Here is a 21,108-nt window from a genome sequence, read left to right on the forward strand (position 1 = left end):
TTTAAATGCTTTATGCTATACTAATCTTATGAAAAGATACATTAAAAAATTTTTCGATAATGAAATTTTGTCTTATTTATTTTTCGGCGTTGCTACTACTATTGTTTCTGTAGGAACTCGCATGATTATTTTTTACTTGACACAGCAAGAATTAACCGCTACTGCTTTAGGAAATATAACAGGTATTCTATTTGCTTTCTTCACGAATGACACCATTGTTTTTAAACAAAAACGAGCAAATTGGTTTAGACGACTTATCAAATTCTCAGGAGCTAGACTTTTTACCTTCTTACTTGATATGGCATTAACCTTTATTTTTGTTACCAAGTTTCCTCATATAATTGGTCAATTTGTAGGTGATGATATTAATATAATTAATACGATTGAAATAGGGTTTGCTCAAGTTACAATTGTCGTTTTAAATTACCTATTTAGCAAGCTTTTTGTTTTTAAAAATAAATGAGCACTTTTCTTGCATTCAATATAAATTTACGATATAATCTAGACTGAAAAATTTCGAAAGGAAAAAGAAAATGTTAAAAGATCTTAAAGCATTTTTACTCCGTGGTAACGTCGTAGACCTTGCTGTCGGTGTGATCATCGCCACTGCATTTGGTGCTATCGTAACTTCATTCGTTAACGATATCATCACTCCACTACTATTGAACCCAGCTTTGAAAGCTGCGAAAGTTGACCGCATTGCTGAACTTTCATGGAACGGTGTTGCTTACGGTAACTTCTTGAGCGCTATCATCAACTTCGTAGTAGTTGGTACTGTTCTTTTCTTTGTAGTTAAAGGAATTGAGAAAGCTCAAAACCTTCGTAAGAAAGAAGAAGTTGAAGCAACTCCAGCTGGTCCAACTGAATTGGAAGTTCTTCAAGAAATCAAAGCACTTCTTGAAAAAAACTAAAAATATAAAAGGGTTTAGATATTGCTAAATCCTTTTTCTTATTCTTTTTATATTTATATTAGTCTTGAGTAAAAGTCCTATTTTTGATATAATGATGAAAGTTTCCACCCTTAGTGTAATGGATATCACGTAAGATTCCGGTTCTTGAGATGGGGGTTCGATTCCCTCAGGGTGGATATATGTAAACAAAAAAAGCAACAAACTTGTTGCTTTTTTCTATTTTAAAACTTTCTCCGACAACTCTTCCCACTCCAGCATAGCTTCCTCCTGTCGCTGGCTAATTTTATCCAGTTCTGCTTGTAATTGCATGAGTTCATCCGCATCATTGGTGGTATGCATTTGTTCAGAGATTGATTGGGCTTGAGTTTCCAGTTCTTCGATTTCTATCTCAAGACTTTCGATTTGTCTCATTAACTTACGAAGTTCTTTTTGACTCTCTTTTTGAGCTTGATAATCATTAACTGGAGAAGTTTCCTTCTCTTTATTTTCAGTTAAATCCTCTTCTGCTTGGCTAGCTTCTAGTTCTGCTTTCTTTTCGACATAATAGTCATAATCACCCAGATAAAGGGTCGATCCGCTTTCGGATAATTCCAAAACATGAGTGGCTACTCGGTTGATAAAATAACGGTCATGGCTGACAAAAAGTAAAGTCCCATCAAAGTCAATCAAAGCATTTTCCAAGACTTCCTTGCTATCGATGTCCAAGTGGTTTGTCGGCTCGTCGAGAATCAGGAAGTTATTGTTTTCCATAGAAAGTTTAGCTAAGAGCAAGCGAGCTTTCTCTCCACCTGAAAGCATACCAACTGATTTCTTAACATCGTCCCCTGAGAAAAGAAATGCACCTAAACGATTACGGATTTCAACTTCTGGCGTCAATCTAAAATCATTCCAAAGTTCATCTAAAACTGTATTGCTTGGTGTAAGCTTGCTTTGTGTTTGATCATAGTAGCCAACTTCAACATTTGCACCGAAACGCTTCTCACCCTTTATAAAAGGAATCTGATCAACAATAGACTTGATAAAGGTCGTCTTACCAATACCATTAGGACCTACAATCGCTACTGCATTCATCTTACGAAGGTCGAGGTTGATAGGCTCTGATAAGATTTCTCCATCATAGCCAATAGCAGCATTCTCAACTGTCAGAACAATATTTCCAGATGTTTTATCAGAATGAAAAGTCATATTAGCTGATTTAGTTCCAACTTCAGGCTTGTCTAATCGCTCCATCTTTTCTAGTTGTTTCCGTCGAGATTGCGCCCGCTTTGTTGTTGAGGCTCGAACGAGATTCCGATTGACGAAGTCTTCCAAAGCAGCAATTTCCTTCTGTTGCTTTTCGTAGTTTTTTGCCTCCGTTGCAAGTTTCTGCTCCTTCTGTTCCACAAAGCTTGAGTAGTTTCCTACGTATCTATCTAAAGAATGTTTGGTTAAGTCGAGCGTTATGGTTGCTACCTTATCGAGGAAATAACGGTCGTGACTAACAATTAACAAGGCACCACTGTAATTAACCAGATAGTTTTCTAACCAGGCGATGGTTTCAATATCCAAGTGGTTAGTCGGCTCGTCCAAAACCAAAAGATTTGGTTTTTCAAGGAGCATTTTTGCAAGTGCTAATCTAGTATTTTGACCTCCAGAGAGCTCTGCAATCTTCATCTGCCACATAGACTCATCGAACTTGAAGCCGTTGAGGATAGCCCTAATATCCGCTTCGTAAGTAAAGCCTCCTGCCTGACGGAATTCTTCTGATAGACGATCATAATCCTGCATGAGTTTTTCTAAGTCAGCCCCAGTTTTTTCCCCCATCGCAAGCTCCATCTGCCGCAAAGTTTTCTCGGTCTTTCTGAGATCGTCAAAGACATGGAGCATCTCATCGTAGATAGTATTGGACGACTCAAATCGACTATCCTGTGCTAAGTAAGAAAGGGAAATATCTTTTTTCTTATTAATCTCACCCGAAGTTGGTTCTTCTTCCCCGACTAATATCTTTAATAGTGTCGACTTACCTGCTCCATTTTTCCCAACGAGAGCAATACGGTCTCTTTCATCTACTTGTAGATTAATATTTTCAAATAGAACATCGCCTGCAAAAGAACGTTCGATTTTATTAGCTTGTAAAATAATCATGTAACTATTTTACTATCTTTTTCTATTTTTAACAATTCAAATAAAAAAAGTTCGAGCTTTAAACTCGAACTTTTAGATATTAATAACCGATACCACCACGGAATGTACGTGCCATATCTTTTAAGTTATAGTTCTTAGAAGATGTGTCAATTGTCCATTTACCGTCTTTCTTGGTCATCTTGATTTCGTAACCTTCTTTTTGCATATTGTCGCTAGTATCGAGAGGTGTTGAATCAAATTGACTTGGTGCATTTTCTAGAATATACTTCTCACCAGCTTTCATAGCTTCTGAGTAGTTACTGTATTTACCTTTGTTTTCTTCATAGAATTTACGGCTCAATTCATGGACATTCAAGTTATCCAAGTCGATTGTTTCTGGTCTTACGTAGATAACAGCATAGTCTGGTAAATAAGTTTTTACTTTATAATCAACTTTTGCTCGTTTTGCATTTGCTTTGATATATGCTTCTGCGAATGTACGAAGTTCAGAATCAGATGGTTTGTAGTTGTAGAATCCTTTACCGAATGACTCGATGAATTTCTTGATAAATTCTTCTCTGTCAACCTTCACGTCGTTTGTAATAAGATCAGAAGAGCTTGAAGATTTTTTATCATCTGACTTCTTATCGTCTGATTTCTTATCATCAGATTTCTTATCGTCTGATTTCTTATCGGCTGATTTCTTATCTTCAAGTGCAACGATTTGAGTTTTATCATTAGTGAAGCTTACATTTGATGCACCACCAGTGTTTTCACCATCTAGGTAAACAGCATCAACATAATTTTTCATAGCTTCCTTAGCTTCATCAATAGTGTCTTCGTATTGACTTGGGTCAACCTTGATAGCTACATCATTTTTACCTTTTTGATTTTCTTTTACATCGTCGTAAAAGCTTGGCGCAAAGTGAAGTTCATATTTAGAATCTTTATTAACTTCATAAACTACATAACCAGCAACACTCTTGCCTTTAGAGAGGCTATCTCCGTATGACATAAATTTTGTTTTACTGTCTGACTCATAAATTTGAATCGGTTCAACTTTTTCATCTTTTTCGTTATAAAGCGCGATATCTTGGCTAGTAAAACTAAACTGTTTATCACGATTATTTTTAATTTCTACTTGAAGAGCAAGATAGTGTGATGATGAATCTTCATCTTTAGGAAGGACATACATACCGTCTTTAACAGAAACTTCAAAGTTTGAGTTAGATACAGTACCATTATCACTTGCTTTCTTACTATTTCCACAAGCTACCAATGCTAAAGCAGTCAAAACTAAAGCAGAATGCTTAAGAACTTTTTTCATAATAGAAAATCTCCTTTTTTTATTTATTAAATTGCACCATACAGTCAAAAATTTTCAAAACAGAAACAAGAAATCGCTTTAAAAATATTGTAAATTATTATAAAAATGACAATTTCAATCTGTTTCTTATATTTGATTAAATTTTTAAAATTCATATATTTTGGTCATGCTAACGTTTTACTAAAACTTTAAAAAATGCTATAATGTAAACGGTTAATACTAATAACAAAAAAGGAGAATTTCAATGACTTATCAAGAAAACTTCCAAAAATGGGCTGATTTTGCTGACCTACCAGATTACCTTCGTCGTGATTTGGAAAGCATGGATGAAAAAACAAAAGAAGACGCCTTCTACACAAACCTTGAATTCGGTACTGCCGGTATGCGCGGATTGATTGGTGCAGGTACAAACCGTATTAACATCTATGTAGTTCGTCAAGCAACTGAAGGTTTAGCTCGTTTGATCGAATCTAAAGGTGGAAATGAAAAAGAACGTGGTGTAGCCATCGCGTACGATAGCCGTCACTTCTCTCCAGAATTTGCCTTTGAATCAGCATCCGTTCTTGCCAAACACGGTATTAAATCATATGTCTTTGAAAGTCTCCGTCCAACTCCAGAACTTTCATTTGCTGTTCGTCACCTCAACTGCTTCGCAGGTATCATGATTACGGCCAGCCACAACCCTGCTCCATTTAATGGTTACAAGGTTTACGGAGAAGATGGTGGCCAAATGCCTCCACATGATGCGGACGCTTTGACTAGCTACATCCGTGCTATCGAAAATCCATTTGCTGTTGAAGTTGCTGATGTAGAAGCAGAAAAAGCATCTGGTTTGATTGAAGTTATTGGCGAAGCAGTCGATACCGAATACCTCAAAGAAGTTAAAGATGTAAATATCAACCCTGCCTTGATTGAAGAATTTGGTAAGGACATGAAAATTGTTTACACTCCACTTCATGGTACTGGTGAAATGTTGGCTCGTCGTGCTCTTGCTCAAGCAGGATTTGACTCTGTACAAGTCGTGGAAGCTCAAGCAACACCAGATCCAGACTTCTCTACTGTGAAATCTCCAAACCCAGAAAATCAAGCAGCCTTTGCTCTTGCTGAAGAACTTGGTCGCCAAGTAGGTGCTGATGTTCTTGTCGCAACTGACCCTGACGCTGACCGCGTTGGTGTCGAAGTTCTTCAAAAAGACGGTAGCTACCTTAACCTTTCAGGGAACCAAATCGGTGCTATCATGGCTAAATACATCTTGGAAGCTCACAAAAATGCTGGAACTCTTCCAGAAAACGCTGCTCTCTGCAAATCTATCGTTTCAACTGACTTGGTTACTAAGATTGCTGAAAGTTACGGCGCAACCATGTTCAACGTTTTGACTGGTTTCAAATTTATCGCTGAAAAAATCCAAGAATTCGAAGAAAAACACAATCACACTTACATGATGGGATTTGAAGAAAGCTTCGGTTACTTGATTAAACCATTCGTACGTGATAAAGATGCTATCCAAGCCGTTCTTGTAGTTGCTGAGCTTGCTGCCTACTACCGTTCACGTGGGTTGACTCTTGCTGACGGTATCGAAGAAATCTACAAAGAATACGGCTACTATGCTGAAAAGACTATTTCTGTTACCCTTTCAGGTGTTGATGGAGCTGAGCAAATTAAGGCTATCATGGCTAAATTCCGAAATAATGCTCCTAAAGACTGGAATGGAACAGCTATCTCAGTTGTTGAAGATTTCAAAGCGCAAACTTCTACTGCTGCAGATGGAACTGTTACAGCTTTGACGACTCCTCCAAGTGATGTATTGAAATACACTCTAGCAGATGGTTCATGGATTGCAGTTCGTCCTTCTGGTACAGAACCAAAAATCAAATTCTACATTGCTGTTGTAGGTGAAAGCAACGAAGATTCACAAGCTAAGATTGCTAACATCGAAGCTGAAATAAATGCCTTTGTTAAATAAGCAACTATAAAAAGATGAGATAAACCTATCTCATCTTTTTTTCGTATCAAATCTAAGCATTTTTAAAGACTTTATGGCATACTAGATTTAAAAGAAAGCGAGGAAAACTCATGGAACAATTTTTAGAAAATATTAAAGATCTTGAAGTTACCACTGTTACGCGTGCCCAAGAAGCTCTTGATAAAAAAGAAACTGCTACATTCTTTATCGGCCGCAAAACTTGCCCTTACTGCCGTAAATTTGCTGGCACATTGGCTGGTGTGCTTTCTGAAACTAAAGCACATATCTACTTCATTAACAGCGAAGAACCAAGTCAACTAGATGCCTTGCAAGACTTCCGCTCACGTTACGAAATCCCAACTGTACCAGGTTTTGTTCATGTTGAAAATGGAGAGATTAAGGTTCGTTGCGACTCTTCAATGTCAGCTCAAGAAATCAAAGAATTTGCTGGATTGTAAACATATAAAAAAGAAGGCTTCTGCCTTCTTTTTTATATGTCTGTGAGTGGAGTTGCAGTGTCTGGAGATGTATCGTAAACTTGAAAATCCACTCCTACTCCTAAATCTGCTTGAGCTAACTGATTGACCATGGTCATGTGGGCTAGCTCCTTGATATTATTCTCTTTAGATAGATGTCCTAGGTAAATCTTCTTGGTACGATTACCTAGTGTACGAATCATGGCATCTGCACCATCTTCATTCGAAAGGTGACCAAGGTCAGACAGGATGCGTTGTTTGAGTCGCCAAGCATAAGATCCAGCTCTCAGGATTTCCACATCGTGATTAGACTCAATCAGGTAACCATCTGCATTCTCGACAATGCCAGCCATACGATCACTAACATAGCCTGTATCCGTCAGCATAACAAAGCTCTTGTCATCCTTCATAAAACGATAGAATTGGGGAGCAACTGCATCATGGCTAACTCCAAAACTCTCAATGTCGATATCTCCAAATATTTTAGTTTTTCCCATTTCAAAGATATGTTTTTGAGAAGAATCAACATTGCCTAGATACTTACTATTTTCCATGGCTTGCCAGGTCTTTTCATTTGCGTAAAGATCCATGCCATACTTACGGGCCAAAACACCAACACCGTGGATATGGTCAGCATGTTCATGCGTTATCAAGATAGCATCCAAATCCTCTGGTTTACGATTGATTTCACCCAACAAACTTGTAATCTTTTTACCGGATAAGCCTGCATCTACTAAAATCTTTTTCTTAGGGGTTTCTAGATAGAAGGAATTTCCACTAGAACCCGATGCTAAAATACTATATTTAAAGCCTTTTTCACTCATTCTTGTCTTCTACTTCATCCTCCCATACTTCTTCTTTCACAGCATCATTATCATAAGGAAGAACAATGGTAAAGGTTGAACCCTTGCCATATTCACTCTTGGCCCAGATAAATCCATTGTGTTGCTTGATGATTTCTTTTGCTATAGCAAGACCTAAACCAGTCCCACCTTGGGCACGACTTCTAGCCTTATCAACCCTGTAGAAACGGTCAAAAATCTTCGGTAAATCTTCTTTAGGAATTCCAAGTCCTTGATCAGAAATGGATAAAATCATCTGGTCATCAGTGGTTTTCATGCTAACCGTAATTTTCCCACCATCAGGGGAATACTTGATGGCATTGTTAAGAATATTATCGATTACCTGAGTCATCTTGTCTGTATCAATTTCAATCCAGACCGATGTAATGGGATAATCACGAACCAACTCGTATTTCTTTTCTTGATCCTGGGCTCGTATCTTATCGAAACGGTTTAGGATAAACGTAATGAAAGCTGTAAAGTTAATCAATTCAACATCTAAATGGCTAGTTGCATTATCAATACGCGAAAGATGCAAGAGGTCCGTCACCATTCGCATCATACGGTTGGTCTCATCTAAAGATACTTTGATAAAATCAGGAGCAACAGGTTCATATAATGCACCCTCATCCAAGGCCTCAAGATAAGATTTTACACTGGTCAATGGAGTTCGCAATTCATGACTAACGTTTGAAACGAAAAGTCTTCTCTCGCGCTCTTCCTTCTCTTGTTCAGTCGTATCATGTAGAACTGCTACCAAACCGGAGATAAAGCCAGACTCTCTACGAATCAAGGCAAAACGCACACGCAAACTAATATACTCCCCATTTACATTTTGGGAATAAATCATCAATTCAGGACTTTGAGTAATTAAGTCTCTAAGCTCGTACTCATCTTCAATCTTAAGCAACTCAAGAATATTCTGATTTAATGCTTCATCACTTACGACCCCAAGTTGCCTCTTAGCCATATCGTTAATCATCGTGATTTGACCACGACGATTTGTTGCAAGAACCCCATCTGTCATATATGACAAAATACTATGCAATCTTTTACTTTCCTGCTCAAGGTTTTCCTGAGTTAGACGAATAACTTCAGACAAATCATTTAAGTTATTCGTAATGTTAGTGATTTCAGTATTCCCCTGCATATCCAGTACTTGAGAATAATCACCAGCAATTAAATCTTTAATCTTTTGATTTAACTGTTTGAGTCGGATATTATCTCTACGGCCTTCAAGCAAGAGAAAGCTAACAAGCATGATAAAACCAATTAAAATGAGTACAAAGACGAAATCTCTGGTTAAAATTGTTTGTCTAATTACTTCAATCATTATTTCTCATGTAATAACCAACACCACGACGAGTTAAGATATATTCAGGTCTACTTGGTGTGTCTTCAATCTTCTCACGTAGACGTCTAATAGTGACATCGACAGTACGAACATCACCAAAATAATCATAACCCCAAACAGTCTCAAGGAGATGTTCACGGGTAATAACTTGACCAAGATGAGAAGCTAAGTGATGCAACAACTCAAACTCTCTGTGAGTTAAGTCCAATTCTTCTCCATATTTTTTGGCTACATAAGCATCTGGAAGAATCTCTAAATCCCCAATTTGAAGACTTTGTAACTTTGTATCTTCTTCTTGGTTCTCCACTGCTATTAAATCAGTACGACGAAGAAGAGCCTTAACACGCGCTTGTAGCTCACGGTTTGAAAATGGCTTGGTCACATAATCATCCGCGCCAAGTTCAAGACCAATAACCTTATCAAACTCACTGTCTTTTGCTGAAAGCATGATAATCGGAACACTGCTTGTCTTGCGAATTGTTTTAGCCACTTCAAGACCATCAATTTCTGGAAGCATCAAGTCCAAAATAATAATATCAGGTTTTTCAGCTTCAAACAGTTCAATCGCTTCACGTCCATTAAAGGCTGTAACAACTTCATAGCCTTCCTTGGTCATATTAAACTTAATAATATCTGAGATTGGTTTTTCATCATCTACAATCAATATTTTTTTCATATAGTCACCTTTTTCCTTATATCAATTATACCAAAAAAATGCAAAGAAGACACGAAAGACTGGTGTGTCAGCATCTTTTTGAATACTCTTGCCAAATTTTTTGTTGAGGTTTTGCTAGTGGATAGAGGTCAAACTCATCTGGAGTTAACCAAACAACTTCTTTGTCGCTATACTCTTTACTATCAACTACTTGTCCCGCTAGGATTCGTACATGCCACTTTCGATGGCTAAAGATATGCTTCACTTCTTTGAAATCACTATCCTGCCAGTCAACTTCTAAATCATAATCCTGCTCAAAACTTTCTTGAGGTGATGGACCAAGTTGCATGGATGGTTCAGCAACCTGATTAAAGAGATTTAGTTCTTCATCTTTTGAAAATTCATCTACCTCAATCAAGGGGAAATGCCAAAATCCAGCAAGTAGCTTCTCACTTTCATTCTTTTCTAGTAAAAACTGTCCTCTGCCATTTTGCACAACTAAAGCATTTAGAAATATAGGAACTGGTTTTTTCTTTGGCGCTTTAATAGGATAGCGATCCATTGTTCCATTTTGATAGGCAGCACTAAAATCTTTAACTGGACTATCTTCTGGCCTCGGGTTAACGGGTGCCTCAATATCTGAACCCAAATCCATCAAAGCCTGATTGAAATCCCCTGGACGATTTGGGTCAATCAAGATTTCCATCATAGCTTGAAATATCTTGCGATTGCTTGGATTTCCAATATCATAATTGACTTCAAATAGACGAGCCAAAACACGCATGACATTCCCATCAACTGCTGGTTGTGGTAGATTAAAGGCAATACTTGCAATAGCCCCAGCTGTATAGGGGCCTATCCCTTTCAAGCTTGAAATACCTTCGTAAGTTGAAGGAAATTTTCCATTAAACTCATTCATAATCTGCTGGGCTGCTATTTGCATATTACGAACACGAGAATAATAACCCAGTCCTTCCCATGCTTTTAATAAACGTTCTTCAGGTGCGATTGCTAAACTCTCTACAGTCGGAAACCATTCTAGAAACCGTTTATAATAAGGAATGACTGTATCAACTCTTGTTTGCTGCAACATGATTTCAGACACCCAGATATGATAGGGATTCTTGTTCCTTCTCCAAGGTAAATCTCGCTTATTTTCGTCATACCAAGCCAATAACTTTTTCCTAAAAGAGAGAATCCTCTCCTCTTCCCACATGGACACGCCATATTTCTCCAAATCTAACATATATCTAGTATAGCATATCCTTATAGGATACTCAAAAAATGAAAATTATCCTTGTTTTAGTATCGACTCTCTTATCATACCTGACTATCAGACATATCTCTACTCTTTCTGTTGTTTTCTATCTTTTTTTGATATAATGACTTTTGAAAGAATCTTTAAAGGAGATATCAATGCGTTTTAATCAATTTAGTTATTATCCCGTTACAAACCAACAAGCTTTACAAGAATTATCTGAGCTTGGATTCAAGCTTGATCTTTCAGTTTCACATAAAGAACAGTTTGAAGCCTTTGTTAGAACTTGTTTCTTCAATTACAAAAATACCGATTATCCACTTTCCGCTCTAGCAGTTGATAAAGAAACTGATCTGGTCGCTTTCTTCAATTCAGAACGTGAATTGACAGCAGAAATTTTCTATACTGTAGTCTTTCAGTTACTAGGATTCAGTTACTTAGTAGACTTTGAAGATAGTCTTGCTTTTCATAAAGAAACAGCATGTCCTATTGTTTACGGAGATTTGATTGACAATCTCTACCAACTTCTTAATACGCGCACTAAAAAGGGAAATACCTTGATTGATCAGCTAGTTAGTGATGGTTTTATTCCTGAGGACAACTCTTACCATTACTTCAATGGTAAGAGTTTGGCAACTTTCTCAACTGCCAATGTCATTCGTGAGGTTGTTTATGTAGAGACTCGTGTTGATTCTGATAAGGATGGACTTCCTGATCTTATTAAGGTAAGTATAATCCGACCAAAATACAATGGGAAGATTCCAGCTGTAATGACAGCGAGCCCATACCATCAAGGAACTAATGATAAAGCAAGCGACAAAGCTCTTTACAAAATGGAAGCTGAACTAGAAGTCAAGGAACCACACGAAATTACGTTAGAAAATCCAACCCTGGACTTGGTTGAACCTGTTGGGGATGCTGAACTTGTTTCAGACGCTGAAGAAAAGCTCACTCATATCAATAGCAGTTACACACTTAACGACTACTTCCTTCCAAGAGGTTTCGCCAATATCTATGTGTCAGGTCTTGGTACCAAGGATTCTCAAGGTCAAATGACCAATGGCGACTACCGACAAGTTGAAGCCTATAAAAATGTCATTGATTGGCTAAATGGTCGTTGTCGTGCCTTTACAGATTATAGTCGTAAACGTCAAGTCAAAGCTGATTGGTCTAATGGCAAAGTAGCAACTACAGGTCTTTCTTACTTAGGAACAATGTCTAACGGCCTTGCAACTACAGGAGTTGATGGCTTAGAAGTCATTATTGCCGAAGCAGGGATCTCATCATGGTACAACTATTACCGTGAAAATGGTCTTGTGACAAGCCCAGGCGGTTATCCTGGAGAGGACTTCGATTCATTAGATGAATTAACTTATTCTCGTAATCTCTTAGCTGGTGACTTTATTCGTGGAAACGAGGCTCATAAAACTTCCATTGAAGAACTCAAGAAAAATCTAGACCGTAAAACTGGAGATTATAACCAATTTTGGCATGACAGAAACTACCTACTCAATACCCAAAAGGTTAAGGCTGAAGTTGTCTTTACCCACGGTTCACAAGACTGGAATGTAAAACCACTTCACGTCTATCAAATGTTCAATGCTCTTCCAAGTCATATTAATAAACACCTCTTTTATCATAACGGAGCCCATGTTTATATGAACAACTGGCAGTCAATTGATTTCCGTGAATCCATGAATGCACTTTTGACACAGAAATTATTGGGTCAAGAAACTGACTACCAGCTTCCAAGAGTCGTTTGGCAAGACAATACTGCTCCTCAAACATGGCATAAACTTGATGACTTTGGAAATCAAGCTGAACATAGAACTTTCTCTTTAGGTACTGAAGAAGCTGTCATTCAAAATCATTACCAGGATTCTGACTTCGAACGTTTTGGAAAAACCTACCAAACCTTTAATAATGAATTGTATCAAGGTAAGGTCAATCAGGTTACCATTGACCTTCCAGTGACGGAAGATCTTCATCTCAATGGGCGTGTTAAACTAAACCTTCGTCTCAAGTCAAGTACAAACAAAGGCTTACTTTCTGCTCAACTTCTCGAACTTGGTCAAAAGAAATACCTACAACCATATCCAGGAGTTCTGGCTGCTCGTACTATTGATAATGGTCGTTACCATATGCTGGAAAACCTTTGTGAACTACCATTTAGCCCAAATGCACAGCGTGTTATCACCAAAGGCTACCTCAATCTCCAAAATCGTCATGATTTATTGAAAATTGAAGAAGTTAAGCCAGATGAATGGATGGAATTCCAATTTGAACTCCAACCAACAATTTACAAACTAAGAAAAGGCGATACAATCCGACTTGTTCTTTATACTACTGACTTTGAGATTACTATCCGTGACAATACAAATTATCGATTAACTGTAGACCTTGCGCAATCTAGTCTTGAAATCCCATATCAAAAATAGTTAGTAAACCAGAAAACCCGTGATACGAATATCACGGGTTCTTTTATTCTTATTTTTTTTCTTCGGCTTGTTTCTTCATTCTCGCAAGTCTCAATGAACGATTGGGATTGAGGCGATTAAAAAGTTCCTCTAATTTCTTTTCATTCCAGACGTCTGCTGCAGAAACAAAATTTCCATCAGCATCTCGGAAAGATATTGGTTTATCACCCATAGCTATCTCCTAGTCTACAAATTCAAACTCAAATTTTCCAATACGGACAAGGTCGCCGTCCTTAGCACCACGAGCACGAAGAGCTTCATCAACTCCCATACCACGCAACTGACGCGCAAATTTCATGACAGACTCATCACGGTCAAAGTTAGTCATATTAAAGAGTCTCATGAGTTTTTCACCTGACAGAACCCAAGTTGCATCGTCATCACGACCAATCTCAAATGGTTTTTCTTCTTCATCAAAGCCATAATATGCTTCTTCTTCCATTTCTGATTCGTCATAAAGAAGGAATTCTGGCGTTTTATCAAGAAGCTCAGCCGTTGCATCTAATAGAGGTGCAAGACCTTGCTTAGTCAAACCTGAAATTGGGAAGATTGGCGGTAATTCTTCAAATTCATCATAATTAGCAGCTAATTTTTTCTTGAACTCTTCGAGATTTTCCTGACTCTCAGGCATATCCATCTTATTGGCAACAATAATCTGTGGACGCTCCATCAGACGAAGGTTATAAGATTCAAGCTCCTTATTGATTGCTAGATAGTCCTCGTAAGGATCACGTCCTTCACTAGCTGACATATCAATAATATGCAAGATAACACGAGTACGCTCGATATGGCGCAAGAACTGAGTTCCTAGGCCGACACCTTGGCTAGCACCTTCAATCAATCCAGGAAGGTCTGCCACTGCAAATGAATCCCCTGACTGGGTACGAACCATACCAAGATTTGGAACAATTGTTGTAAAGTGGTAGGCACCGATTTTTGGCTTAGCAGATGTAATCACGCTAAGGAGTGTTGATTTACCGACAGATGGGAAGCCAACTAAGCCAACATCCGCAAGAATTTTAAGTTCTAACTGTAATTCACGTTCCTGACCTGGTTCTCCATTTTCTGAGATTTCTGGTGCAGGATTTTTTGGTGTTGCAAAACGTATATTTCCACGTCCACCACGTCCACCATGAGCCACGATGAACTCTTGACCATTCTCAATCAAATCGGTGATGACTTTTCCAGTCTCGGCATCACGCACAGTTGTCCCTTGAGGTACACGGACAATTAAGTCTTCTGCCCCTCTACCGTGCATCCCTTTGGTCATTCCCTTCTCTCCAGATTGGGCTTTGAAATGACGATTGTAACGGAAGTCCATAAGGGTACGTAAGCCTTCGTCTACAACGAAAACAACGTTACCACCACGTCCTCCATCACCGCCCCATGGTCCACCATTAGGGACGTATTTTTCACGGCGAAAGGCAACCATGCCATCGCCACCATTACCAGCCTTGACCTTGATCTTGGCTGTGTCTAAAAACATACTCATATTCTCTTCTCGCTTCAAAAAGGGCTGGGAAATCCCAGTCACCCAACTTATTGCCAAACAATAAAATGATTAACTTTTTAGAATCTGCTAAATACACCAATGGCAGTAGCAAAGATACCTGCCAATGTTACAAATAACATTACTAATACGACAAACATTGTAAGTTTTTCAAAGAATGTTTTTTTACGTTTACCATTATCACCGAATGCCATTTTTTCTCCTTTACTATAATACTCTGTTCTTAATATTCATCTGATACAGGAGCGATTGCCCACAAGATTAAATAAGCAATAAGTCCAGCACCATAACAGAAAGCTAAAACTCCCCAAATAACACGTACGATTGTAGGGTCGATATCAAAATAATTAGCTAAACCAGCGCATACACCACCGATTTTTTGATCTCTACCACTTCTCATAAATTTCTTTTTCATATTTTTATTTCCTTTCTTTGATTCGATTAATCATTTATATATTTTCTTAAATTTCTTAATTGTTTTCTAGATGCCTTAAGCATACGCTTCGAACCTTTAACTGGCATAGTAACAGCCTGTTGTGGGATATAGAAGACTGTCTTTAAAATACGTTTTGTAACAGGTTCGTCAGCCCCTATTTCTTTGGCAAAATTATTTGAAATAATAACGTCTAGATAAAATTCATGGACTTTTCTAGCAAAATTCTCAGCAGAAATTTCATATAATTTTTCAGCCAAGTGTTTTTCATCCATTGACGGTGTAGCAAGTAAGGCTTCAAGAATCGCTCCTGCTAAGTCCCTTTCCTCATAATAAAGGGTTCCGAACATTTTATCACTGATGAGATTATCCAGATAAGGATTACCATGGGCAATAACAGGTGTCTTACTAGCTAAACTTTCCAGATAAGTTAATCCCTGAGTTTCACTTGTAGAAGCCGATATGAAGAAATCAGCTGCCTTATAATAGAGTGCCGTTTCATTTGGCGGAATCATACCTGTAAAGATAACAGAATCTTGAATTTTTAAATCTTCTGCTTGCTCCTTAAGGTTGTCTAAATAAGGACCATCACCAGCTACAACCAATTTAACATTTTGTTCTTCTTTTAGAACATCTGGTAGAGCTGCCAGAACTGCTTGAATATTCTTCTCATAAGAAACTCGAGAAAGACTTAGAAGCATCTTTTCGTTTTTCTTGATGCCTAGTTTATCTCGGAGGTCACTAATATGCTCAGGACCAATCTCAGGTCGTTCAAACTTGGCAAGTTCAATGCCAGTTGGAATGACACGCTTTTCAACCTTTACCTTATAATCGTATAAAAGATCACGGACAATCTCACTAGGACAAATAACTCCGTCGACATCATGTAGAAAACCTCTCACAAGGTACTTAACCATACCTGGACGAATCAACATCCCCTTAGCGATATAATGAACATAATCTTCATATTGAGTATGATAGGTGTGAATGACTGGGATTTTCAGTTCTCGTGCAATCCATATTCCCAATAAACCAAGAGAAAACTCTGTTTGCGTATGAATAATATCCAGTTTGTATTGCTTAGCAATTTCTAGAGCTTTGGTAAAACCGCGGTATGCAAAACGACGATCTTTAAAGGCAAAGAATGGAACACTAGGAATACGGATAATCTGCCAGTCTTCGTAGCGATTAACATCCTTATCAGTTGTCGTAAAGATAAAGACTGCATGCCCTTGCTTCTCAAGCTCAGTTTTTAAGGTTCGAATACTGGTCGCAACACCCGAGACCTGTGGGAAATAAGTATCTGTAAATAATCCAATTCGCATATACTACCTCATTTTTTTCCTAAAGCTGCTTGCTCCCGATAGAATTTAAGCCAGATTTCCAAGAGATGCTCTTCTGAATATTCTCTAGAAATAGCCTTAGCTTTCTCTTTTAATTCTTTTAGTGCTTCTGGATGCGCTCGATATTCCAAAATGGCTTCTTTCATTTCTTCCACATCAGTGGTAGGTCGATAATTTCCTTCTAGAATGACCTTATAAAGATCTAAATCTCGAAGCATAATGGGTGCTTCACAACTTGCAGCTTCTAGAATGGTCATTGGAAAGAGCTCGTTATAACTAGGAAGTAAGAACAAATCTGCCAAAGCATACAGCTCTCTCATCCGTTCTGGCTCAACAATTCCAGGGAAAATCAGATTTTCCGGAGGATTATCCATAATTTTTTTATAGCGTTCATAACCATCTGTAATCCCACCAAAAGAGAAGCCTCCAGCCCAAATAAAGGTGATATCCGGTAACTCTTCAGCAAGTGTAATGAAATCATCAATCCCTTTTCGCTTTTGAACCTGCCCTGCTCCTACTACTACAAACTGTTCCTCACTTATTCCCATATCTTGACGCAGTTGAGAAACTTGATCTAATGGTAATGGATGCCATTTTTCTTTGTTAACAAAGTTAGGGATATAGGTCACCTTTTCACGAGGAATACCAGCTGCAACCAAATCTTCGATAAAAGTAGGATTGACCACAACCAAGTGTTCCATACGGTCATAAAAAGAAAACACATAGCGCTTAACAATCCCTTTTAGGAAGAATGGAATCTTCAAACTACCTTCTAAGGTGTCAGGCAAGAAGTGGACATAACCAATCCTACGACCTGATCGCTTCTTTTGAAAAGTTGACAGATAATAAGGAAGGTCGATTGTATGAAAATGAGTAACATCAGCTTCTACAGGAAGATTCTCCGTTACAATTAGTTGGTCTTTCGCATCACGTTTCAAAAGTTGCACAAGTTCACGGTAAGCTCCAGAAACACCTTGTCCTGCTACCTTTTCACTCGAACTTAGCATATTGATGCGTAATTTCTCTTTTTCCATACTATCTATTATATCATTTTATTGAAAGAAAATCAGCAAATTAAAAGAGAGATAGCATAAAAGCTAGGGAATTTCCTAACACTTATACTATTTCTCTTTTTTTTCATTCTATTTAATACCTAAAGCGATACGTGCATAGCGACTCATTTTTTCAACCGTCCAAGCTGGATACCAAACTAATTTTACTTCAACGTTAGTAACCTCTGGCACATCTGTCATCGCATCATAGATTTGATCAGTCAAGAGGTCGGCCAATGGACAACCCATAGTCGTTAAGGTCATATCAATCTCAGTATCACCGGTATCACCATCAAATCGAATCTCATAAATCAGACCTAGGTTGACTATATCAATTCCTAATTCTGGGTCGATAACCTCTTCTAAAGCCGTCAAAATGCGAGTTTTGATGTTTTCAATTTGCTCTTCTGTGTAAGCCATATTCAGTCTCCTCTATCTTAATCCTCGATAAAGTCACGAAGCGGTTTGCTTCTACTTGGTTGGCGAAGTTTTCTCAACGCTTTTGCCTCAATCTGACGGATACGCTCACGAGTTACGTTAAAGACTTTACCCACATCTTCTAGAGTACGCATTTTACCATCATCAAGACCGAAACGAAGACGCAAGACATTTTCTTCTCTATCAGTCAAGGTATCTAGAACTTCATCCAACTGCTCACGCAAGACGATACGAGTTGTGTAATCAACTGGATTTTCAATCACTTCATCTTCGATAAAATCACCAAGATGGCTATCATCTTCTTCACCAATTGGTGTTTCAAGAGAAACTGGTTCTTGCGCAATCTTTAAAATTTCACGAACCTTATCAGGTGTCATATCCATACGTTCAGCAATTTGCTCAGGTGTAGGATCTTGTCCCAACTCTTGAAGAAGGTTACGCTGCTCACGAACAAGCTTGTTGATAGTTTCTACCATGTGAACTGGGATACGGATGGTACGAGCTTGGTCAGCAATGGCACGGGTAATAGCCTGACGGATCCACCAAGTTGCATAAGTTGAGAATTTGAACCCTTTAGAGTAGTCAAATTTATCAACGGCTTTCATAAGCCCCATGTTACCTTCTTGGATTAAGTCAAGGAATTGCATTCCACGTCCAACATAGCGTTTCGCGATAGACACAACCAAACGAAGGTTAGCCTCAGCTAGACGTTGTTTCGCTTCTACATCTCCAGCCTCAACAGCAAGTGCCAACTCTTTTTCTTCTTCATTAGTAAGAAGAGGTACAACCCCAATTTCTTTCAAATACATGCGGACAGGATCGTTAACCTTGGCAGATGTAGAACCAATTAAATCCTCATCACTAAGTTCTGGTTCTTCCTCTGTACTTAAGACACGTTCACTTGGATTTCCTTCGTTATCCGTGATTGCAATACCAGCATCTTGAATACGTTGCAAAAGATTTTCAATCCCCTCAGCATCAAGAGCAAAAGGAATTACAAGGACATTGTTAATTTCATCATCTGTCGCAGTACCAGTTTTCTTATGGTTACGAATAAATTCTGCAACTTGGACATCAAAAGTTGTTACTTCATTTTGTTTTTTTGCCATTCTTACTCCATTCTTCTTTTTTGGGCAATTAAGCGTTCAAGCTCTTCTAAAGCAGTATCAGTATCACCTACATGACTAGCTTCCTGAACCTTTTTTTTAATTTGCAAGTTTTGTTGATGCAAAAGAGCACGATTTCTCGACTCTTCCACTTCTTTTAACTCTTCCGGAGACATTTCAGAGGGTAAATCCAAGGCTAACACTTGGTACCAGGCATTTGCAACTTCTCTAGTCTGGTTAGCCAAATCTTCCGAAGTGATTGAACCATTATCAATCAAGAGTCCATACAAGGTCTGAAACTCTGGAGTTTCAAATACAAAATCATCTCTCAAACGATAATCATTCAACACAAGGGGGTGCTCCATCATACGATAAAGAATATGTGCTTCAGCTCTCATGACTGCCGTCAATTGTTTAGAAACCGACATAGTAATTGGTGTCGGATTAACAACTTGCTTCACTTTTTCTTGTCTTTGTCTGACACGACTTTCGTTGATAATGTGCTCAACTTGTTGATAATCAAAAGATGGTAAATGATCCGTCAACAAATGAATATAGGTGTTCTGGGCTGTGATAGAAGGTTCTTTGACGATAAGAGGTGCAATTTTCTCAATGAACTCAATCTGTGCTTGGAGATTTTCACTATTACTAGGTTTGTAATGATGAATATAAAACTCAATTGGACTGATTCGAGTATTGGATAAAAGATAAGCCAAATCCTCTGGAGAATTCTTTTGTAAATACTCATCAGGGTCCATTGCATCAGGAATCTGGACAATTTGAACAGGCAAATCTCCCAATTCCTCTAGTGCTTTAGCAGTTGCAGCTTGTCCTGCCTTATCACCGTCATAAGTGATAATCACTTTTTTTGTAAAACGTTTTAGATGTTCGACGTGTTCAGCGGTCAAGGCCGTTCCCATGGAAGCTACTGCATTTTCAATACCAGCACGGTAGGCTGCAATAACATCCATAAAGCCTTCCATCAGATAAATTTCAGGAGCTTTCCCTGAGCCTTTTTTTACCCTATCCAAATGATATAATTCGTAACTCTTGTTAAAAATCGCCGTCGCTCGACTATTTTTATACTTGGCAGTTTGAGAATCTGTCTCTTGCCAAATCCGTCCAGAGAAAGCAATTACCTTTCCTTGGTCGTTTGAGAGTGGAAATATAATCCGGTTATGGAAAGTATCAAAAAATTGGTTGCTCTCAGATAGATAAAATAGACCTGAATCCAGCAAGTCCTTCTCACTATAATCGTCTGCTAAACGCTGATAAAGATAAGAGCGTTCTGCTGGAGCTAGACCAATCATAAAGTGTTTAATGACATCATCAGTCAAGCCACGTTTATAGAGATAGTTTCTCGCCTCCTCACCCATTTTAGTCGTCATGAGGATTGCATGATAAAAGCGTGCAGCCTTGTCATGCATATCGTAGAGATTTTGATGGGGTGACGTGTGTGAGACAGGGTTATGTACAGGAGCTTCAAGGTGCATTCCGAGACGTTCGCCCAACATCCTTACCGCATCCGCAAAAGTTACTTGTTGATACTCTTCTATAAACTTAAAGACGTCTCCAGAACGACCACAACCAAAACAGTGGTAAAATTGCTTATCTTCGACCACGTTAAAGGAAGGGGTCTTTTCACCATGAAAAGGACAGAGCCCCAAAAAGTTCCGTCCAGATTTTTGTAAAGAAATCACTTCTCCTATGATTTCGACAATATTGGTATTGCTTTTGATTTCTTCGATGACTCTCTTGTCAACCATAGACAATACCTCCATTTTATCACAGTTTACTTTATATAGTATAGCTTATTTCTGAAAAAAAGTAAACCATTTCATACACTTTACATGCTTCTAT

Annotated in this window: 20 protein-coding genes and 1 tRNA gene; 6 read left to right on the plus strand and 15 right to left on the minus strand. The window is 38.3% G+C overall.

The window, feature by feature from the left end; translation table 11 throughout:
• The first annotated feature begins 28 nt into the window (after positions 1–28).
• The 3 genes from QM382_RS02920 (at position 29) to QM382_RS02930 (ending at position 1,087) form a co-directional block, all read left to right on the plus strand.
• Positions 29–463 carry a GtrA family protein gene (locus QM382_RS02920; RefSeq protein WP_178895089.1) on the plus strand — a complete coding sequence of 145 codons (435 nt, stop codon included), beginning with the start codon at positions 29–31 and terminating at the stop codon, positions 461–463.
• A 70-nt stretch (positions 464–533) separates the two neighbouring features.
• Positions 534–911, plus strand: a complete 378-nt coding sequence (gene mscL / locus QM382_RS02925) for a large conductance mechanosensitive channel protein MscL (RefSeq protein WP_414272379.1) — start codon at positions 534–536, stop codon at positions 909–911.
• Between the two features lie 104 nt (positions 912–1,015).
• Positions 1,016–1,087: transfer RNA gene (locus QM382_RS02930), tRNA-Arg, on the plus strand.
• A gap of 40 nt (positions 1,088–1,127) precedes the next feature.
• Here QM382_RS02930 and QM382_RS02935 read toward each other — a convergent pair.
• The gene (locus QM382_RS02935; RefSeq protein ID WP_414272380.1) at positions 1,128–3,035 is read right to left on the minus strand and encodes an ABC-F family ATP-binding cassette domain-containing protein; all 1,908 of its coding nucleotides are present in this window, start codon (positions 3,033–3,035) and stop codon (positions 1,128–1,130) included.
• Between the two features lie 79 nt (positions 3,036–3,114).
• A complete protein-coding gene (locus tag QM382_RS02940; protein WP_414272381.1) occupies positions 3,115–4,341 on the minus strand; it encodes a DUF4352 domain-containing protein in 1,227 nt (408 codons plus the stop codon).
• 244 nt (positions 4,342–4,585) lie between these two features.
• Here QM382_RS02940 and QM382_RS02945 point away from each other — a divergent pair, with 244 nt between their 5' ends.
• A complete protein-coding gene (locus QM382_RS02945) occupies positions 4,586–6,304 on the plus strand; it encodes a phospho-sugar mutase (protein ID WP_414272382.1) in 1,719 nt (572 codons plus the stop codon).
• 110 nt (positions 6,305–6,414) lie between these two features.
• Positions 6,415–6,762 carry a thioredoxin gene (locus QM382_RS02950; protein WP_414272383.1) on the plus strand — a complete coding sequence of 116 codons (348 nt, stop codon included), beginning with the start codon at positions 6,415–6,417 and terminating at the stop codon, positions 6,760–6,762.
• A 32-nt stretch (positions 6,763–6,794) separates the two neighbouring features.
• Here the strand turns inward: QM382_RS02950 and QM382_RS02955 are convergent, their stop codons facing one another.
• The 4 genes from QM382_RS02955 to mutY all read right to left on the minus strand — a co-directional run bounded on the left by QM382_RS02955 (position 6,795) and on the right by mutY (position 10,877).
• Positions 6,795–7,604 (minus strand): MBL fold metallo-hydrolase, encoded by an 810-nt coding sequence (locus tag QM382_RS02955; RefSeq protein WP_414272384.1) that lies wholly within the window; start codon positions 7,602–7,604, stop codon positions 6,795–6,797.
• Positions 7,597–8,955 carry a cell wall metabolism sensor histidine kinase VicK gene (gene vicK, locus QM382_RS02960; protein ID WP_414272385.1) on the minus strand — a complete coding sequence of 453 codons (1,359 nt, stop codon included), beginning with the start codon at positions 8,953–8,955 and terminating at the stop codon, positions 7,597–7,599. The genes QM382_RS02955 and vicK overlap by 8 nt, the downstream gene beginning before the upstream one ends.
• Positions 8,948–9,652, minus strand: a complete 705-nt coding sequence (yycF, locus tag QM382_RS02965) for a response regulator YycF (RefSeq protein ID WP_235084093.1) — start codon at positions 9,650–9,652, stop codon at positions 8,948–8,950. The genes vicK and yycF overlap by 8 nt, the downstream gene beginning before the upstream one ends.
• Before the next feature lie 67 nt (positions 9,653–9,719).
• A complete protein-coding gene (gene mutY / locus QM382_RS02970) occupies positions 9,720–10,877 on the minus strand; it encodes an A/G-specific adenine glycosylase (protein WP_414272386.1) in 1,158 nt (385 codons plus the stop codon).
• Between the two features lie 170 nt (positions 10,878–11,047).
• Here mutY and QM382_RS02975 point away from each other — a divergent pair, with 170 nt between their 5' ends.
• Complete coding sequence (locus QM382_RS02975; RefSeq protein ID WP_414272387.1) at positions 11,048–13,327, plus strand: Xaa-Pro dipeptidyl-peptidase; 2,280 nt, start codon at positions 11,048–11,050, stop codon at positions 13,325–13,327.
• A 49-nt stretch (positions 13,328–13,376) separates the two neighbouring features.
• On the opposite strand, the gene QM382_RS02980 is transcribed toward QM382_RS02975, so the two are convergent.
• The 9 genes from QM382_RS02980 to dnaG form a co-directional block, all read right to left on the minus strand.
• Entirely contained in the window at positions 13,377–13,538 is a 162-nt protein-coding gene (locus QM382_RS02980) for a hypothetical protein (protein ID WP_006148428.1), read from the minus strand.
• 9 nt (positions 13,539–13,547) lie between these two features.
• Entirely contained in the window at positions 13,548–14,858 is a 1,311-nt protein-coding gene (gene obgE / locus QM382_RS02985) for a GTPase ObgE (protein WP_414272388.1), read from the minus strand.
• A gap of 77 nt (positions 14,859–14,935) precedes the next feature.
• Positions 14,936–15,070 (minus strand): DUF4044 domain-containing protein, encoded by a 135-nt coding sequence (locus QM382_RS02990; RefSeq protein WP_045615867.1) that lies wholly within the window; start codon positions 15,068–15,070, stop codon positions 14,936–14,938.
• A 29-nt stretch (positions 15,071–15,099) separates the two neighbouring features.
• A complete protein-coding gene (locus QM382_RS02995; protein WP_052689745.1) occupies positions 15,100–15,291 on the minus strand; it encodes a PspC domain-containing protein in 192 nt (63 codons plus the stop codon).
• Between the two features lie 26 nt (positions 15,292–15,317).
• A complete protein-coding gene (locus tag QM382_RS03000; RefSeq protein ID WP_414272389.1) occupies positions 15,318–16,634 on the minus strand; it encodes a glycosyltransferase family 4 protein in 1,317 nt (438 codons plus the stop codon).
• Between the two features lie 8 nt (positions 16,635–16,642).
• Positions 16,643–17,686, minus strand: coding sequence for a glycosyltransferase family 4 protein (locus QM382_RS03005; RefSeq protein ID WP_414272390.1), 1,044 nt, complete (start codon positions 17,684–17,686; stop codon positions 16,643–16,645).
• 108 nt (positions 17,687–17,794) lie between these two features.
• Positions 17,795–18,124, minus strand: a complete 330-nt coding sequence (locus QM382_RS03010; RefSeq protein ID WP_006145447.1) for a metal-sulfur cluster assembly factor — start codon at positions 18,122–18,124, stop codon at positions 17,795–17,797.
• A gap of 17 nt (positions 18,125–18,141) precedes the next feature.
• Positions 18,142–19,251, minus strand: a complete 1,110-nt coding sequence (gene rpoD, locus QM382_RS03015; RefSeq protein WP_414272391.1) for an RNA polymerase sigma factor RpoD — start codon at positions 19,249–19,251, stop codon at positions 18,142–18,144.
• A gap of 2 nt (positions 19,252–19,253) precedes the next feature.
• Entirely contained in the window at positions 19,254–21,014 is a 1,761-nt protein-coding gene (gene dnaG / locus QM382_RS03020) for a DNA primase (RefSeq protein ID WP_414272392.1), read from the minus strand.
• Positions 21,015–21,108 lie beyond the last annotated feature (94 nt).

The sequence above is a fragment of the Streptococcus infantis genome (assembly GCF_047465185.1).
Taxonomy (GTDB): Bacteria; Bacillota; Bacilli; order Lactobacillales; family Streptococcaceae; genus Streptococcus; species Streptococcus infantis_O.

What these genes read in the sequence shown, in the direction of transcription:
- QM382_RS02920 (WP_178895089.1), top strand. Translation starts at nt 29, where the DNA reads ATGAAAAGATACATTAAAAAATTTTTCGATAATGAAATTTTGTCTTAT.
- mscL (WP_414272379.1), top strand. Translation starts at nt 534, where the DNA reads ATGTTAAAAGATCTTAAAGCATTTTTACTCCGTGGTAACGTCGTAGAC.
- QM382_RS02935 (WP_414272380.1), bottom strand. Translation starts at nt 3,035, where the DNA reads ATGATTATTTTACAAGCTAATAAAATCGAACGTTCTTTTGCAGGCGAT.
- QM382_RS02940 (WP_414272381.1), bottom strand. Translation starts at nt 4,341, where the DNA reads ATGAAAAAAGTTCTTAAGCATTCTGCTTTAGTTTTGACTGCTTTAGCA.
- QM382_RS02945 (WP_414272382.1), top strand. Translation starts at nt 4,586, where the DNA reads ATGACTTATCAAGAAAACTTCCAAAAATGGGCTGATTTTGCTGACCTA.
- QM382_RS02950 (WP_414272383.1), top strand. Translation starts at nt 6,415, where the DNA reads ATGGAACAATTTTTAGAAAATATTAAAGATCTTGAAGTTACCACTGTT.
- QM382_RS02955 (WP_414272384.1), bottom strand. Translation starts at nt 7,604, where the DNA reads ATGAGTGAAAAAGGCTTTAAATATAGTATTTTAGCATCGGGTTCTAGT.
- vicK (WP_414272385.1), bottom strand. Translation starts at nt 8,955, where the DNA reads ATGATTGAAGTAATTAGACAAACAATTTTAACCAGAGATTTCGTCTTT.
- yycF (WP_235084093.1), bottom strand. Translation starts at nt 9,652, where the DNA reads ATGAAAAAAATATTGATTGTAGATGATGAAAAACCAATCTCAGATATT.
- mutY (WP_414272386.1), bottom strand. Translation starts at nt 10,877, where the DNA reads ATGTTAGATTTGGAGAAATATGGCGTGTCCATGTGGGAAGAGGAGAGG.
- QM382_RS02975 (WP_414272387.1), top strand. Translation starts at nt 11,048, where the DNA reads ATGCGTTTTAATCAATTTAGTTATTATCCCGTTACAAACCAACAAGCT.
- QM382_RS02980 (WP_006148428.1), bottom strand. Translation starts at nt 13,538, where the DNA reads ATGGGTGATAAACCAATATCTTTCCGAGATGCTGATGGAAATTTTGTT.
- obgE (WP_414272388.1), bottom strand. Translation starts at nt 14,858, where the DNA reads ATGAGTATGTTTTTAGACACAGCCAAGATCAAGGTCAAGGCTGGTAAT.
- QM382_RS02990 (WP_045615867.1), bottom strand. Translation starts at nt 15,070, where the DNA reads ATGGCATTCGGTGATAATGGTAAACGTAAAAAAACATTCTTTGAAAAA.
- QM382_RS02995 (WP_052689745.1), bottom strand. Translation starts at nt 15,291, where the DNA reads ATGAAAAAGAAATTTATGAGAAGTGGTAGAGATCAAAAAATCGGTGGT.
- QM382_RS03000 (WP_414272389.1), bottom strand. Translation starts at nt 16,634, where the DNA reads ATGCGAATTGGATTATTTACAGATACTTATTTCCCACAGGTCTCGGGT.
- QM382_RS03005 (WP_414272390.1), bottom strand. Translation starts at nt 17,686, where the DNA reads ATGGAAAAAGAGAAATTACGCATCAATATGCTAAGTTCGAGTGAAAAG.
- QM382_RS03010 (WP_006145447.1), bottom strand. Translation starts at nt 18,124, where the DNA reads ATGGCTTACACAGAAGAGCAAATTGAAAACATCAAAACTCGCATTTTG.
- rpoD (WP_414272391.1), bottom strand. Translation starts at nt 19,251, where the DNA reads ATGGCAAAAAAACAAAATGAAGTAACAACTTTTGATGTCCAAGTTGCA.
- dnaG (WP_414272392.1), bottom strand. Translation starts at nt 21,014, where the DNA reads ATGGTTGACAAGAGAGTCATCGAAGAAATCAAAAGCAATACCAATATT.